This is a genomic window from Comamonas sp. UBA7528 (assembly GCF_002479375.1).
In the GTDB taxonomy this organism is placed as follows: Bacteria; Pseudomonadota; Gammaproteobacteria; order Burkholderiales; family Burkholderiaceae_C; genus Comamonas.
The window spans coordinates 39,156-54,139 of the sequence record NZ_DLMU01000007.1; the positions used below are offsets into that span (position 1 = coordinate 39,156).

12 protein-coding genes are annotated in these 14,984 nt (G+C 66.8%); 2 read left to right on the forward strand and 10 right to left on the reverse strand.

The features are described from left to right. Positions 1–202: 202 nt before the first annotated feature. Positions 203–1,360: a PA0069 family radical SAM protein gene (locus B3349_RS08865; RefSeq protein ID WP_291588293.1), complete on the reverse strand. Its 1,158-nt coding sequence runs from the start codon at positions 1,358–1,360 to the stop codon at positions 203–205. A 378-nt stretch (positions 1,361–1,738) separates the two neighbouring features. On the opposite strand from B3349_RS08865, the gene rnk reads away from it, so the two are divergent. Continuing rightward, positions 1,739–2,149, forward strand: coding sequence for a nucleoside diphosphate kinase regulator (rnk, locus tag B3349_RS08870; RefSeq protein ID WP_291588294.1), 411 nt, complete (start codon positions 1,739–1,741; stop codon positions 2,147–2,149). 129 nt (positions 2,150–2,278) lie between these two features. Beyond that, positions 2,279–2,875, forward strand: a complete 597-nt coding sequence (locus B3349_RS08875) for a GbsR/MarR family transcriptional regulator (RefSeq protein WP_291588295.1) — start codon at positions 2,279–2,281, stop codon at positions 2,873–2,875. Positions 2,876–3,017: 142 nt separating this feature from the next. On the opposite strand, the gene B3349_RS08880 is transcribed toward B3349_RS08875, so the two are convergent. The 9 genes from B3349_RS08880 to B3349_RS08920 form a co-directional block, all read right to left on the reverse strand. Further along, on the reverse strand, positions 3,018–3,923 hold the full coding sequence (locus B3349_RS08880) for a DUF3014 domain-containing protein (protein ID WP_291588296.1): 906 nt from the start codon (positions 3,921–3,923) through the stop codon (positions 3,018–3,020). Between the two features lie 286 nt (positions 3,924–4,209). Next, a complete protein-coding gene (gene cydX / locus B3349_RS08885) occupies positions 4,210–4,347 on the reverse strand; it encodes a cytochrome bd-I oxidase subunit CydX (RefSeq protein ID WP_066534155.1) in 138 nt (45 codons plus the stop codon). A gap of 20 nt (positions 4,348–4,367) precedes the next feature. Next, positions 4,368–5,519: a cytochrome d ubiquinol oxidase subunit II gene (gene cydB / locus B3349_RS08890; RefSeq protein ID WP_291588297.1), complete on the reverse strand. Its 1,152-nt coding sequence runs from the start codon at positions 5,517–5,519 to the stop codon at positions 4,368–4,370. A 23-nt stretch (positions 5,520–5,542) separates the two neighbouring features. Then, positions 5,543–7,129, reverse strand: a complete 1,587-nt coding sequence (locus B3349_RS08895) for a cytochrome ubiquinol oxidase subunit I (protein WP_291588298.1) — start codon at positions 7,127–7,129, stop codon at positions 5,543–5,545. Positions 7,130–7,147: 18 nt separating this feature from the next. After that, on the reverse strand, positions 7,148–8,887 hold the full coding sequence (gene cydC / locus B3349_RS08900) for a thiol reductant ABC exporter subunit CydC (RefSeq protein ID WP_291588299.1): 1,740 nt from the start codon (positions 8,885–8,887) through the stop codon (positions 7,148–7,150). After that, positions 8,884–10,629 (reverse strand): thiol reductant ABC exporter subunit CydD, encoded by a 1,746-nt coding sequence (cydD, locus tag B3349_RS08905; RefSeq protein ID WP_291588300.1) that lies wholly within the window; start codon positions 10,627–10,629, stop codon positions 8,884–8,886. Before cydD ends, cydC begins: the two co-directional genes overlap by 4 nt. Positions 10,630–10,977: 348 nt before the next feature. Beyond that, positions 10,978–11,652: a hypothetical protein gene (locus B3349_RS08910; RefSeq protein ID WP_291588301.1), complete on the reverse strand. Its 675-nt coding sequence runs from the start codon at positions 11,650–11,652 to the stop codon at positions 10,978–10,980. 226 nt (positions 11,653–11,878) lie between these two features. After that, the gene (locus tag B3349_RS08915; RefSeq protein WP_291588302.1) at positions 11,879–12,841 is read right to left on the reverse strand and encodes an NAD(P)H-dependent flavin oxidoreductase; all 963 of its coding nucleotides are present in this window, start codon (positions 12,839–12,841) and stop codon (positions 11,879–11,881) included. A 94-nt stretch (positions 12,842–12,935) separates the two neighbouring features. Further along, entirely contained in the window at positions 12,936–14,726 is a 1,791-nt protein-coding gene (locus tag B3349_RS08920; RefSeq protein WP_291588303.1) for an acyl-CoA dehydrogenase, read from the reverse strand. Positions 14,727–14,984: the final 258 nt, after the last annotated feature.

Here is a 14,984-nt window from a genome sequence, read left to right on the forward strand (position 1 = left end):
AGGAGGCAGGCGTTGCGTGGGGAACGCGGCGCCCGCTGCCAGGCCAAGATGCCTGTGCAGAAACCGGTGCCCCCATGGGATTCGCGCGCGTTGCTATGTTTTTTTGTCTATTTTGTTCGCTGTGCGAATACGCCGACTGGCATCCTAGCGGCGGGCGCCGCCGCACAGCGGGTTCACCTGTTTTTTGTACGGTCATCCGCACTCAAAACAGGCTTTGCTGGCCGCCCAGCAGGCTGGGGTGGTACTGGCTGCAGTCCAGCTGCACGCGCTCGCGGTTCAGGCCCAGCTTGCGGCAGGCCAGGGCAAAGCGCTGGGACAGCATGTCGGCCCAGGCCCCCGTGCCCTTCATGCGCTGGCCGAACTGGCTCTGGTAGACCTTGCCGTCGGCCCGGCCCTCTTTGCTGATGCCATGCAGATCGCGCACCCGCTCCAGCACGCGCTGGGCGCGGTCCGGGTAGTGCAGGCGCAGCCATTCCTCGAACAGCGGCGCCAGCTCCCACGGCAGGCGCAATACGGCATAGAAGGCCTGGCGTGCACCAGCGGCCTGCGCGGCGGCCAGCACCTGTTCCAGATCGTCGTTCAGGAACGGGATCTGCGGCGCCAGGCTTACCCCCACGGGCACGCCGGCTTCCGCCAGGGCGCGCACCGTGCGCAGGCGCCGGTGCGGTGCCGCAGCGCGGGGTTCCAGCCTGCGGGCCAGATCGGGTTGCAGCGTGGTCAGGGTGACATAGACCGCCACCAGGTTCTGCCGGGCCAGCGGCACCAGCAGGTCCAGGTCGCGTTCGATGCCACTGCCCTTGGTGACGATGGAAAACGGGTGGCGCGCGGCGGCCAGCACTTCGATGGTGCGGCGGGTCAAGCCCACGTCGCGCTCGATGGGCTGGTAGCAGTCGGTGACCGAGCCCAGCATGACCGGCGCGGCCACATGGCGGGGGCGGGACAGCTCGGCCCGCAACACCTCGGGCAGGTTGGCCTTGGCGACGAGCCGGGTCTCGAAGTCCAGCCCCGGCGAATAGCCCAGATAGCTGTGCGTGGGCCGGGCGTAGCAGTAGATGCAGCCATGCTCGCAGCCCCGGTACGGATTCAGGCCCAGGTGGAACGGCAGGTCGGGAGAATCATGCCGGCTGAGGGCGGATTTGCACTGCTCCCATTCCAGCTGCGTGCGCGAGGCCGGTGCCTCTTCGCCGTCCTCCCCTTCTGCACTTGTGGTGCGCGCCGTCCCATCGGCCCAGCCATCGTCAAACGCTTCGCGGGCATCGCGCGCAAAGCGGTGGGCGATCCAGCTGGCCGCACCCCGGCCCTTGTGCAGTTGCACGGGCTGGGCAGGCAGGTCGGAATGCGGATCGGGATGGGACGGCATGAGATAACTGTATATAAATACAGCTATACACGCAATGCGGATGCCGGAACCTTGACGCAGGCAGGGGCTTGTTCCGCTGCAGGCCCGCCAGGCCTGGCACCGCAGGGGCGGTGCCGCAGCGGCTCCAGGCACATACTGGCGGCCACCGCTAGCTCCTTTTTTGAAAGTTGCAAGCCGCAGCGGCAATTCGCACCGGCGGCGTGCGGGATGCTTGGCAGGGGCGCGGCAAAGCGCCACAATACGTCCAATGCACCAAGTTGGTGCTTTTTCACTGCCTTGGCCCGGACAACCCCGTTGCCCGGGCTTTTGTCCGTGTGGGCTTTTGTTTTTTGAGCCTGGCGGACCGACTTTTACCCCCATCCCGCAAGGAGCACCGCCATGGAGCGCAAGCCCACCATCACTCTGTCGACCTTGGACCTGGAGCGCATCGAAGCCCTGCTGGAGAAGATGCCGGGCGAGTTTCCGGGCCGCGCCGTGCTGGAGGCCGAACTCGACCGTGCCGATGTGCTGGAGCCGGCCGAGATGCCCGCCACCGTGGTGACCATGAATTCCACCGTGCGCTTCACCTTGCTGGAAAGCGGCAAGAGCAACACCCTGACCCTGGTCTATCCCAAGGACATGGATGGCAGCGCAGACAAGGTGTCGGTGTTCGCCCCCGTGGGCATTGCCCTGCTGGGCCTGAGCGTGGGGGATGCATTCCAGATGCCCAGCCCCACAGGCCAGAAGGTGACGGTGCGGGTGGACGGCATCGACTTCCAGCCCGAGAACGCGGGCGAACTGCACCGTTGAGAACGCCCGTGCCGGGCGGGTTCCGCCCCGGCAACTGACCGTTCGGCGCGGCCACCCCCTGGCCCGGCCTGCATTGCGGACAATTTCAGGAAGTGCTGAAATTCTTAAATTCACAGGCACAATTCCTTTATGAGTCAGATTCAACCCCTTCCTTCCCTGAACCGGCAGTTCGTCTCCCACTTTGGCGAGATGGGCAGCCGCTGGGGCATCAACCGCACGGTGGGTCAGATCTACGCGCTGCTGTTTCTGTCGCCGCGCGCGCTGAATGCGGAAGAGATTGCGGAGACGCTGGAGTTTTCGCGCTCCAACGTCAGCATGGGGTTGAAGGAACTGCAGTCGTGGCGCCTGGTGAACCTGCGCCACCAGCCCGGCGACCGCCGCGAATACTTTGAAGCACCGCAGGATGTGTGGGAGATCTTCCGCCGCCTGGCCGAGGAGCGCCGCCGCCGCGAGATCGAGCCCACGCAGTCCATGCTGCGCTCGGCCCTGCTGGAAGAAGCCCAGTCCGACGACGAACGCCATGCGCAAAAGCGCATGCAGGAGATGTACGAACTGATCGAAAAGCTGATGACCTGGTTCGACGATGTGCAGCGCCTGCAGCCCGAGACCGCCATGCAACTGATGGGCATGGGCGCCGCCGTGACGCGGGTGCTGGAGATCAAGGACAAGCTCACCGGCCGTGCCAAGCCCAAGGAACCCAAGGGCGGCAAGGCCCCGCAGGATTGAGTGCCTGCAGGCGCACGGCGGTGCCCCTGCGGTGGGACACCCGACCGGCTACCGCACCGCTGCACTGAACAAAAAATGGCCTGCAATTGCAGGCCATTTTTGCGTGTGCAGCACACCGTGCGCACCCACAACGATCCTTTGCTCAACGCCGGGTGATCTGCGCCCGCAGCGCCCGCAACTGGGCCTTGATGCGCTGGGTGTGTTCCACGCCCATGCGCAGCAGGATCTTCTGCCCTGCCGACAGCGCTTGCAGATCCGCATCGGCAAACTCGTAGCGCAGCCAGGGCTGCTGGGACGCCAGCTGGCCTTGCACCTGCACCAGTTTCAGGGCCAGCGGCCCGGGAGGTTCGGGGGTCTGCAGCAGGTGGTCGATCACCGCCACCAGACGGTCGTTGAAGCGTTGGCCGGGATAGCCCAGCGCTTCATAGGCCTGCTGCAGCACCGGGTAGACACGGCGGTACAAGGCGCCACCCTGCTCCACATCCAGACCCACGACAAAGCGCACCACGGCCTCATAACGCGCGGCGTTGGCGGGGGCGATCTCCATGCGGCCGTCGTCGGTCTGCGTCACCACCATGCGCCCGCCCACCGGGTGCAGCGGCCACAGCCGGGACGCCGCCTGGCTGCGTGCCAGGTTGTCCACCGTGGCCACAATGCGGCGGGCCAGAGCGTCGGTGGCGACAAAGCGCAGCGTGCGTTCACGCCCCAGCCAGTCGGTAACGGCCTGGGCCAGACCGTCACCATCGCCACCGGCCAGCGGCGGGCGGCCCTGGGCATCGGCGGCTGGCTCGATCGGGTGGGATTCGGCAGCGGCCGGTTCCGCCGCAGGCGCTGCCGGAGCCGGTTCCGTGACGGCAGGCGCCGGGGCCGCGGGGGCAGGTGCCGCGACAGGTGGTGCTTCGGGAGCCGCTGGCGCCCTGCCCCAATAGTGCCAACCGGCATAGCCCGCTCCCAGCAACACCACGGCCACCAGCGCCCATCGGCCGGTGGTGCCCAGGCCCTGCTTGCGGTGGTGTTGGCGGGAAATCGGTTCGCTGCGCGCTTCCATCACGGCTCCTCCTTGCTGTGCGATAGAGATGGGAATCTTGACCGGACTACCCTAGCAGCAATCGGTGGCTGTGCACTGCATGCACACGCTTTGTTGCATGACCAGATGTCAACGGCCGTACAAAGCCGGTGGGCAGCGCCTCGGCGCTGCTGCCCTTGCCCCAAAGCACAAGGCCTGGCGCCATCACAGCACCAGGCCTTGTCGGCACACCCTAGCGGGCGACCAAAGCGCGCACTGCGCACCGCCGGCACCTCCCGCAGTGCGCGGGTGGCATGCCTGCGGCCCCTTATTCGGGCAGCTTGCTGGTGCGCTCCAGGATGCGGCGGCGGGTGGCCTCGTCATCCATCAGCTCGTACCACATGGCATTGAGCACAGCAAAAGCAGCGGCCAGCGGCAGGCCCAGAATCCACGCGAAATACCACATATCGAATTCCTTTCTACCGGTTAGTAAGAGTGGCCTTTGCCGGTGGCAATCGCAGCGATATCGACCTTGCCGCGCAACACCGCGTACACCCAGCTGGTGTAGGCCAGGATCAGGGGCAGGAAGATCAGCACGCACACCAGCATGATGAACAGCACCACGTGGCTGGAGGAGGAATCCCACACGGTCAGGCTGAAGCGCGGATCGACGGTGGACGGCAGGATCATGGGGAACATGGCGGCGCCCACGGTCAGGATGATGCCGGCAATCGCCAGGCCGCTGCCCAGCAGGCTCAGCCATTCACGGCGGCTGCGCAGGCCCAGGGCCACGATCAGCGGCATGACCAGACCGATGCCGGGCACCAGCCACAACGCGGGGTAGGACTGGAAGTTGTGCATCCAGGCGCCCACGGCCACGGCAGCGGTCTTGTTCATCGGGTTGGAGGGGCCGACATGGCTGATCTCGCTGGTGATGACATAGCCGTTGATGCTGCCCAGCCACACGCCAGCAGCGGCGAACAGCACGGTGGTCAGCAGCGCAAACAGCACGCCATACCTGGCTGCGCGCCGGGCGACTTCGCCCTCGGTCTTGAACACCAGCCAGGACGCACCGTGCATCAGCAGCATGGACAGCGACACCAGACCGCACAGCAGCGCGAACGGGGTCAGCAGGCCGAAGAAGCTGCCGTCGTAGTAGATGCGCATGTCGTCACCCAGGCGGAAGGGCACGCCCAGGATCACATTGCCCACGGCCACACCGAACAGCAGTGCGGGCACCAGGCCGGTGATGCACAGCACCCAGTCCCAGCCGTTGCGCCAGCCAGCGCTTTCGCGCTTGCTGCGGAACTTGAAGGCCACGGGGCGCAGGATCAGCGGCACCAGCACGGCGAACATGGCCAGGTAAAAGCCCGAGAAGGACACCGCGTACAGCTGCGGCCAGGCGGCAAAGATGGCACCGCCGCCCAGAATCAGCCACACCTGGTTGCCTTCCCACACGGGGCCGACCGCGTTGATGGCGGTGCGGCGCTCCACATCGGTCCTGGCCGTGGCGCGCAGCAGCCCCATGCTGCCCAGATCGAACCCGTCGGTCACGGCAAAGCCCACCAGCAGCACGCCCAGCAGCAGCCACCAGATGACGCGCAGCACGTCATACGAAATCAGTTCATGCAAGATCATTTGCGTGTACTCCTTGCTTGCATTCAGCGGGCGCGGGCCAGCTTTTGGATCATGGGTTCGTAGAAGCTCAGGTGCGGCTCGCTCTCATGCTCCGGCCCCTTCTGGATGGCGCGCACCATGAGTTTGAGCTCGATCACCAGCAGCACGGTGTAGATCAGCACAAAGCCTGCAATGGTCAGCAGCAACGTGCCGGCGCCCAGGTGGGAGACCGCCATGGCCGTGGGCAGCACGCCTTCGATGATCCAGGGTTGGCGGCCCAGCTCGGCCACCACCCAGCCGCATTCGGCGGCAATCCACGGCAGCGGGATGGACAGCACGGCCACCTTGAGCAGCCAGGGGTAGGCATCCAGCTTGTGGCGCACGGACAGCCAGAAGAAGGTGCCGGTCAGCACGATGAAGAACATGCCCAGGGCCACCATGACGCGGAAGCTCCAGAACAGCGGGCCCACCGGGGGAATGGTGTCGTTCGCCGCCTTCTGGATCTGCTCGGCGCTGGCCTGGCGCGGGTCGTCTACATAGCGCTTGAGCAGCAGCGCGTAGCCCAGGTAGACACCCTTTTCCTCGAAGCGCGCGCGCGCCTCGGCGGGGACTTCGGCGTCCGACTTGGCGCTGCGGATGGTCTGCAACGCGTCATAGGCGTCGATGCCGCTGCGGATATAGCCTTCGGCGTTGCTCACCAGCTGGTTGATGCCGGGGATTTCGGTATTGAGCGAGCGCGTGCCGATCAGGCCCATGACCCAAGGGATGTGCACGGCGAAATGGGTCTCGCGCGCTTCACGGTCCGGGAAGCCGATGGCGGTGAAGGCCGCCGGTGCGGGCTCGGTTTCCCACATGGCTTCGATCGAGGCCAGCTTCATCTTCTGGTGTTCGGACGACAGGTAGCCGGACTCATCTCCCAGCACCACCACCGACAGCGAGGCGGCCAGACCGAACGAGGCGGCCACCGTCATCGAGCGCTTGGCCAGGTGCAGGTGGCGGCCCTTGAGCACATACCAGGCCGACACGCCCAGCACAAACAGCGAGGCCATCACATAGCCGGCCGAGACCGTGTGCACGAACTTGGCCTGTGCCACCGGGTTGGTCAGCACCGCAAAGAAGTCGGTCACTTCCATGCGCATGGTCTGCGGATTGAAGGCGGCGCCCACGGGGTTCTGCATCCAGCCGTTGGCCACCAGGATCCACAGCGCCGAGAAGTTGGTGCCGATGGCCATCAGGCAGGTCACGATCAGGTGCTTGACCTTGCTCAACCGGTCCCAGCCGAAGAAGAACAGACCCACGAAGGTGGCTTCCAGGAAGAAGGCCATGAGGCCTTCAATGGCCAGCGGGGCGCCGAAAATGTCGCCCACGTAGTGGCTGTAGTAGCTCCAGTTCATGCCGAACTGGAATTCCATCACCACGCCCGTGGCCACGCCCATGGCGAAGTTGATGCCGAACAGCACGCCCCAGAACTTGGTCATGTCGCGCCAGATGGTGCGGCCGGTCATCACAAACACCGTCTCCATGATGGCGATGAGAATCGACAGGCCCAGTGTCAGCGGCACGAACAGAAAGTGGTAGAGCGCCGTTATCGCGAACTGCAGCCGCGATAAGTCGACGATGTCGAGGTCCATGGGGAATTCCTTTCTCTCTTAAAAACCCTTGGCCATTGCATGCGCTGCAGGGGTGGCGGCGTCATCGCGCAGCCGTGCCAGCAGCTTGTCAAAATCCGCTGTGCCGCGCCGGGCGTCGCCCAGCAAGCGACCGCCATCCACCCAGAGCAGACGATCGGCGCTTTCCGCCTCTCTGCGCAAGTGAGTAGCCACAATCACGGTGTGCCCTTTCATCTGCCGCCGCAGGCAAGCCAGCACGTCCCGCGCGGTGGCAGCATCCAATCCTTCGGAGGGCTCGTCCAGCAGCCAGCACGGGGCCGGATGCAGCAGCAGCCGCGCCAGCGCCAGGCGGCGCGCCTGCCCGCCTGACAGGCCCAGCCCGCCCTCGCCCAGCCGGCTCTCCAGCCCCTGGGGCATGGCGCGCACATCACTGGCCAGGCCCGCGTCTTCCAGCGCCTGCCACAGCCGTTCGTCGCTGGCGCCGGGGCAGGCCAGCAGCAGGTTGTCCCGCAGGCTGTCCTGGAACAGTTCGGTGCGCTGGGTCAACCAGGTGCTGGGCTGCGCGGCCACATGGCCTTGCGTGGCGGGCAGCTCGCCCGCAATCACCGACAGCAGCGTGCTTTTGCCGGCGCCGCTGGCGCCCACCACCGCCACCTGGGTGCCGGCCGGGATCTGCAGGCTCACGACCTCCAGGGCCCAGCGCGGACTGCCCTGGTGCCGGGCGCTGACCTGCTCCAGCACGGCAGCCGCACCGGGCTGCGGCAAGTGCACGGCGGTATCGGCCACCGCCTGGGCCGGCACCACCTGGGGCGCAAGCCGTTGGATGGACAGCCAGGTACGGCCTGCCTCCACGGCGCCCCGGCGCAGTGCCGCAAACGGCTCCATCGCGGCCAGGGCCACCAGCAAGGCCAGGGCGGCACCGGGGGCGCCGATCACGCCACGCTCGGCCAGCCAGCCCACGGCCAGCAGCACGCCCACCACCGTCAATGTGCTGACCACGCCATAGGCGGCGGTGGCATGCGCCTCCAGCCGGTTGAGCTGGCGGTCCGCCTGGGCCACGCAGGCCTCGGTCGCCGCCAGGCGCGCGCACTGGGCCGGAAGGCGCCCCGCCATCAGCAGATCGGTCTGCCCGGCCACCAGGTCCACGGCCTGGGACCGCAGCCGTTCCAGCGCTGCCGCGCGGCGCAATGCGGGCCGGCGGGCGCGCCACGCCAGCACCACGGCCATGCCGGTGCCGACCAGCAGCAGCCACAGCCCCAGCAGCAGGCCCAGCGGCCAGTGCATGGCGCCCAGCACCACGGCCGCCAGCAGCGCCGCACCACAGGCGGACACCAGGGGCACGGCCAGGCGCAGGTACAGGCTGTCCAGCGCATCCACATCGCCGGTCAGGCGCTGCAGCCAGCGCGCCGGGCGCAGACGCAGCTGTGAGGCGGCACCTGCCGGTGCCCAGCTGCGGAACAGGCGCTCGCGCAGCGCGGCCAGCACTGCCAGCGTGGCATCGTGGGTGACCAGGCGCTCGCCATAGCGGGCGGCGGTGCGTCCCAGGGCCAGCAGCCGGATGCCCGCGCTGGGCATGAACACGTCAAACACCAGGGCCGTGGCCGGCACCAGCCCGGCCAGCCCCGTGGCGGCAATGAACCAGCCGGACAGGCCCAGCAGGGCCATGCCCATCAGCACCGTCAGGCAGGCCAGCGCCATGCCGCCCAACCACAGGCGGCGCGGTGCCATGGCAGCCAGCGCTGCCAGCATGGCGCCCAGGGAGGGACGTGTGCGCTTCATGCCGCACCCTCCTGCGCCTGAACGGATGCTGGCGCTGGGACTTGTTCCGGGGTTTGGGTTTGAATTTGCGTTTGCAGCTGCACCACCCGGTCCATGCGGGCGGCCAGCAGCGGATCGTGGGTGGCCACCACCAGGGTGCGGCCCTGAGCCAGCTGCAGCAGCGCGTGCGTGACCTGCGCGGCCGTGGCGGGATCGAGGTGGGCCGTGGGTTCGTCCACCAGCAGCACGCCGGCATGGGGGGCGGCCACGGCCAGGCGCGCCAGGGCCAGGCGCACGGCTTCGCCGCCCGACAGGCCCTGCCCGCCTTCGCCCAGGCTGCTGCTGGGCCGTGCCTGCAGCACCGTGTCCAGGCCGGCCTGCTGCAAGGCCGGGGCAATGTCTGCCCCTGCCACATCGGGGCGGTCCAGGCTGATATTGCGCGCCACCGAACCAGCGAACACATGCGGGTGCTGGCCCATCCAGGCCATGCGGCGGCGCAGCGCCGGTGCCGAAGCATCGGCCATGGGCAGGCCATCGACCAGCACCTGCCCTTGGTCTATGGGCAACAGGCCGGCGATCTGGGCCAGCAGCAGCGATTTGCCGCTGCCGCTGGCACCCCACAGGGCCACATGCTCGCCCGGCTGGATGTCTGCATCCACCGGCACTAGCGGCGTGGCGGCCGCCGACAGGGGCAGTTTCAGTGCCTGCAGGGTCACGCGGGCCGGGGCGGCATCCACCGGGGAGGGTGCTTCCGCCAGCGCGCCCGGCAGAGGCTGGGCACTGCGGGCCATGTGCTGCAGGGTCTGCAGCGCGGCGGTGCCGGCGGCGCGGTCATGCCAGACGGCGGAGAGTTCGCGCAGCGGATCAAAGAAAGCCGGTGCCAGCAGCAGCACGAACAGGGCTTCGCCCAGGCTCAGCCGCCCATGCCAGGTGCCGAACTCCAGATAACCCAGCAGGTGAAAGCCCACATACACGGCGACCATGGCCACGCCCAGCGCGGAAAACAGCTCCAGCACGGCAGAGGACAGAAAGGCGATGCGCAGCACGCGCATGGTGCGCTGGCGCAGCGATTCAGCATGGGCGCGCAGGCGCTGTGCGGTGGCATCCACCGCGCCCAGGGCACGCAGCGTGGTCAGGCCCCGCAGGCGGTCCAGCAAAAAGGCGTTCATCTGGCCCAGCTGCACCATGTGCGCCTCGCTGGCGGCCTGGGCACGCCAGCCCACGATGGCCATGAACACGGGGATCAGCGGCGCGGCCACCAGCAGGATCAGGGCCGCCACCCAGGACTGCCAGGCCACGGCCAGCAGCAGCACCAGTGGCACCACGGTCGTGCGCCACATGGCCGTCTGGTAACGCGACAGCCAGGGCACGATGGCTTCGGCCTGTTCGGCCACCGCGCTGGCGGCCTGCCCGGACGGCACGCGCTGCGTGTCCAGCGGCGAGCTGCCGGCCAGTTGCTGCACCACCTGGGCACGCAGCGTTTGCAGCTGGGTGCGGGCGGCATCAAAGCTCAGCCGCATGCCACGGCCGTCGCAGACCGCCTTGGCCACCCCCAGCACCAGCAGGCCCAGTGCCAGACGCCCGACTTCAGCAGACCGCCCTTCGGCAATCCACTGCACGGCGGCTGCCAGCAATGCCGCCTGGGGCAGCCACAGCAGCGACGCCAGCACCGACCACGCGGTGCCGCGGTCGGCACGCAGGCGTGAAGCCTGGGGTGTGCCTGCTGGTGCGCCTGCCGTTTGATCGAAGTCAGTCGATTTCATGTGTTTCTGAATTTTCAGTATTTACTGAAATTTATGCAGATGCTAGGGTTTCTGCAAAACAACTTCCACGCTGGCTCAGGTAGTCGAGTGAAACACTGCGGCGTTGATTTCCATCAATTCACCCGGACAGCAACAGGGTTAACGCCGGTTTCATGTGGCTGTCACCCTGCGCTGCATGCAGGCAAAGAAAAAGCGCCCCGAGGGGCGCTTGTGTGCGGGTGCCGCTGGCACCGGCGGGGGACGGGCGATGGCACACCGCCGCCCCACCGGGGTCGAGGGTCACGGTAGCGGTCTGCACCGCATCGGTGGCGGGGCCACCGGCAGGGGTGCAGGTCCGCCGAATGCTGATCAGTACTGCAGCGGCGTGACGTCGATGGTTTCACGCGGGAAGTTGTTCTGCCACACCAGCGGCTTTTTTTTCTTCTCGGTGGCCAGCGGGAACTCGGCTTCCCAGACCTGGGTCAGCGGCGCGGCTTCGAAACCCTTGGCCAGGGTCTGCACGTTTTCACGGTACTGGGCCAGGTCCCACTTGGCAGCGCCTGCGCGCTGCAGGAAGGCCACGACCTTTTCCGGCGGGTTGGGCGCCAGGCACTTGAACGGCACGTTGACGGCCAGCATCTCGGCATGCACGCCTTCGGTGACCTTCTGGGGCTGGCCCATGGTGCAGGTGATGCGCTTTTGCGAATCGCGCACGTTGGCGAACAGTTGCACGGCGGCCGGCTCCAGGGCCTTCTTGTCGGCGTCGTTCAGCTTCACGTTTTCCAGGAAGGTGGCCGCCATTTCCTTGGCGTAGTCGCGGTCGACTTCCAGCATTTCCTTCACATTGATGAAATCGCCTTGACCGGGAAAGGTCCGCGCCGGGCGCAGGTAGGCGTTGAGGGCTTCCATGGACTTGGCATCGATGTGCACGATGGACTTCAGGAACATGTCGGTCACGGCCTGGGGCGTGGGTTCAGCGGCCTGTACGGAAGTGGCCAGCGCCAGCGATGCCAGCGCCACGGCGCCGAGGGATTTCAGTTGCATAGAGAAAAAACAGGAAACCGCGCTCCACGGAGCGCGCAAAAAAAAGACAAACCCCTGCGGTACAGCACCCTCTTGGCAGAGGGCAATGGCACACAGGGGCTTGGCGGCTGCGCACGGCAGACCTGGGCCTACCGGGGCAAACGAATTGTAACTATCAGCGCAAGCGCGTCCAGTCTCGCACCAGACTGGTGCACAGGGACGCAGGCGCAGGGCTCAGGCGCAGGGCTCAGGCCGCGGCCAGTTGCAGGCGCTGGCGGGCGGCAGCGTATTCGCGCTTGAGGCGCGCCACCAGTTCGGCCGTGGGCACCACCTGGTCGATGGCGCCGATGCCCTGGCCGCAGCCCCAGATGTCTTTCCAGGCCTTGGTGCGGCCCGAGCCGAAGTTCATGGCGCTGGGGTCGGACACCGGCAGGTTGTCGGGGTCCAGGCCGGCCGCGCGGATGGACGGGGCCAGGTAGTTGCCGTGCACGCCGGTGAACAGGTTGCTGTAGACCACATCGTCCGAATTGCCGGCCACGATGGCCTGCTTGTAGTCATCAGCGGCGCGTGCTTCCTCGGTCGCGATGAAGGCCGAACCCATGTAGGCGAAGTCTGCACCCATGGCCTGGGCGGCCAGCACGGCATCGCCGGTGGCGATGGAGCCGGACAGTGCCACCGGGCCGTCGAACCACTGGCGGATTTCCTGGATCAGGGCAAACGGGCTTTTCACCCCGGCGTGGCCGCCGGCACCAGCTGCCACGGCGATCAGGCCATCGGCGCCCTTCTCGATGGCCTTGCGGGCGAACTTGTTGTTGATGATGTCGTGCAGCACCACGCCGCCCCAGCCGTGCACGGCCTGGTTCACGTCTTCGCGCGCGCCCAGGCTGGTGATGACGATGGGCACCTTGTACTTGGCGCAGACCTGCATGTCGTGCTCCAGGCGGTCATTGCTCTTGTGCACGATCTGGTTGATGGCGAACGGAGCCGAAAGCTGTTCGGGATGGGCCTTGTCCCAGGCGGCCAGGGTTTCGGTGATTTCCGCCAGCCAGTCTTCCAGCTGTTCCGCAGGGCGCGCGTTGAGTGCCGGCATGGAGCCGACGATGCCGGCCTTGCACTGCTCGATCACCAGCTTGGGGTTGCTGATGATGAACAACGGCGATCCGATGACGGGCAGCGCCAGTTTTTGCAGCGCCGCAGGAATCTTGGACATGACGATGTCTCCTCTAAAAGTTCTAATATGACAAAAAAAGGCTGGAGTGCCTGCCACACAAGCGACTCCAGCTCACTTTTTTGATAACTCCGATTTAGAAAGCTTCGTGCGGCAGCGCCATCACCGCATCGGCGCCGTGCAGCACGGACTCGGCCTGGCCCGGCACCTTGGTCAGGATGTGGTCGCCATAGAAGCGCGCCGTGGCCACCTTGGCCTGCATGAACTGCACATCCTCGCCCTGGGCGGCCTTGTCCTGGGCCACCAGCAGCGCACGGCCCATCTGCCAGCCGGCCACCAGGTTGCCGGTCAGCATCAGGTAGGGGACGCTTCCGGCGAACACGGCGTTGGGGCTGGCCTTGGTCTGGCCGGCCACGAACTCCACCACCTGCACATAGGCTTCGCGCGCGGTCTGCAGGCGCTGGGCCAGGGCCAGGGCATCGGCCGTGCCGCTGGCGCGCAGCGCGGCTTCGGTCTTGGCGATCTGGTCGGCAATGGCCTTGGCCGAGGTGCCGCCATCGCGTGCGGTCTTGCGGCCCACCAGGTCGTTGGCCTGGATGGCGGTCGTGCCTTCGTAGATGGTCAGGATCTTGGCGTCACGGTAGTACTGCGCGGCGCCGGTTTCTTCGATGAAGCCCATGCCGCCATGCACCTGCACGCCCAGGCTGGTCACCTCCAGGCTCATCTCCGTGCTGTAGCCCTTGACCAGCGGCACCATGAATTCATAGAAGGTGGCGTTGGCCTGGCGCACTTCGGCGTCCGGGTGGTGGTGGGCGGCATCGTAGGCCGCGGCGGCCGCCGAGGCCATGGCGCGGCAGCCTTCGGTGTAGGCGCGCATGGTCATCAGCATGCGGCGCACATCGGGGTGGTGGATGATGGTGGCGCTGGCCTTGACCGAACCGTCCACGGGGCGGCTTTGCACGCGGTCCTTGGCGTAGGCCACGGCGTGCTGGTAGGCGCGCTCGGCCACGGCAATGCCCTGCATGCCGACGGCGTAGCGCGCCGCGTTCATCATGATGAACATGTATTCCAGACCGCGGTTTTCCTCGCCCACCAGGTAGCCGATGGCGCCGCCGTGGTCGCCGAACTGCAGCACGGCCGTGGGCGAAGCCTTGATGCCCATCTTGTGCTCGATGGACACGCAGTGCGCGTCGTTGCGCGCGCCCAGCGAACCGTCGGCATTGACCAGGAACTTGGGCACCACGAACAGGCTGATGCCCTTCACGCCTTCGGGCGCACCGGCCACGCGGGCCAGCACCAGATGGACGATGTTCTCGGCCATGTCGTGCTCACCGTAGGTGATGAAAATCTTGGTGCCGAACACCTTGTACGTGCCATCGGGCTGGGGCTCGGCCTTGGTGCGCACCAGGGCCAGATCGGAGCCAGCCTGGGGTTCGGTCAGGTTCATGGTGCCGGTCCACTGACCGGAGATCAGCTTTTCCAGGTAGGTGGTCTTGAGCGCATCGCTGCCGGCCGTGAGCAGCGCTTCGATGGCGCCATCGGTCAGCAGCGGGCACAGCGCAAAGCTCAGGTTGGCGCTGTTGAGCATTTCGATGCAGGCCGCGCCAATGGTCTTGGGCAGGCCCTGGCCGCCGAAGTCCGTGGGGTGCTGCAGGCCCTGCCAGCCGCCTTCGGCGTACTGCTTGAAGGCATCGGCAAAACCGGGGGTGGTGGTGACCTTGCCGTCTTTCCACGCAGAGGGGTTCACATCGCCCGGCACATTCAGCGGTGCCACCACGCCTTCGCACAGCTTGGCGCACTCTTCCAGCACGGCCTGTGCGGTCTCCAGACCGGCATCTTCGAAGCCGGGGATCTGCGCCACAAGCTCGATACCAGCCAGATGTTCCATGGCAAACAGCATGTCTTTGACGGGGGCTGTGTAACTCATCTTGTCACCTTCTCTTTGGGTTTGATTGAGGGATGGGTTCGGCGCGTGCGCGCGGGCTGCGCTGTGCAGCCGCTGTGGCGCCAGGGTCCATGGGCATGGCACCACGCGGCGGTGGCATGCCCATGCATCCTGTGCTGATGCCCGCTGCAGGAGCTGCAGACGGCAGACGGAAAAAGAGGGGCACGCAGCCCCTCTTTCGTGTGGTGGTGGCTCAGAGCGCCTTCACCAGTTCCGGTACGGCCTGGAACAGGTCGGCTT

Bases quoted from the DNA above. Each gene is read 5' to 3' on its own strand.
- B3349_RS08865 (WP_291588293.1), bottom strand. From the start codon at position 1,360: ATGCCGTCCCATCCCGATCCGCATTCCGACCTGCCTGCCCAGCCCGTG.
- rnk (WP_291588294.1), top strand. From the start codon at position 1,739: ATGGAGCGCAAGCCCACCATCACTCTGTCGACCTTGGACCTGGAGCGC.
- B3349_RS08875 (WP_291588295.1), top strand. From the start codon at position 2,279: ATGAGTCAGATTCAACCCCTTCCTTCCCTGAACCGGCAGTTCGTCTCC.
- B3349_RS08880 (WP_291588296.1), bottom strand. From the start codon at position 3,923: ATGGAAGCGCGCAGCGAACCGATTTCCCGCCAACACCACCGCAAGCAG.
- cydX (WP_066534155.1), bottom strand. From the start codon at position 4,347: ATGTGGTATTTCGCGTGGATTCTGGGCCTGCCGCTGGCCGCTGCTTTT.
- cydB (WP_291588297.1), bottom strand. From the start codon at position 5,519: ATGATCTTGCATGAACTGATTTCGTATGACGTGCTGCGCGTCATCTGG.
- B3349_RS08895 (WP_291588298.1), bottom strand. From the start codon at position 7,129: ATGGACCTCGACATCGTCGACTTATCGCGGCTGCAGTTCGCGATAACG.
- cydC (WP_291588299.1), bottom strand. From the start codon at position 8,887: ATGAAGCGCACACGTCCCTCCCTGGGCGCCATGCTGGCAGCGCTGGCT.
- cydD (WP_291588300.1), bottom strand. From the start codon at position 10,629: ATGAAATCGACTGACTTCGATCAAACGGCAGGCGCACCAGCAGGCACA.
- B3349_RS08910 (WP_291588301.1), bottom strand. From the start codon at position 11,652: ATGCAACTGAAATCCCTCGGCGCCGTGGCGCTGGCATCGCTGGCGCTG.
- B3349_RS08915 (WP_291588302.1), bottom strand. From the start codon at position 12,841: ATGTCCAAGATTCCTGCGGCGCTGCAAAAACTGGCGCTGCCCGTCATC.
- B3349_RS08920 (WP_291588303.1), bottom strand. From the start codon at position 14,726: ATGAGTTACACAGCCCCCGTCAAAGACATGCTGTTTGCCATGGAACAT.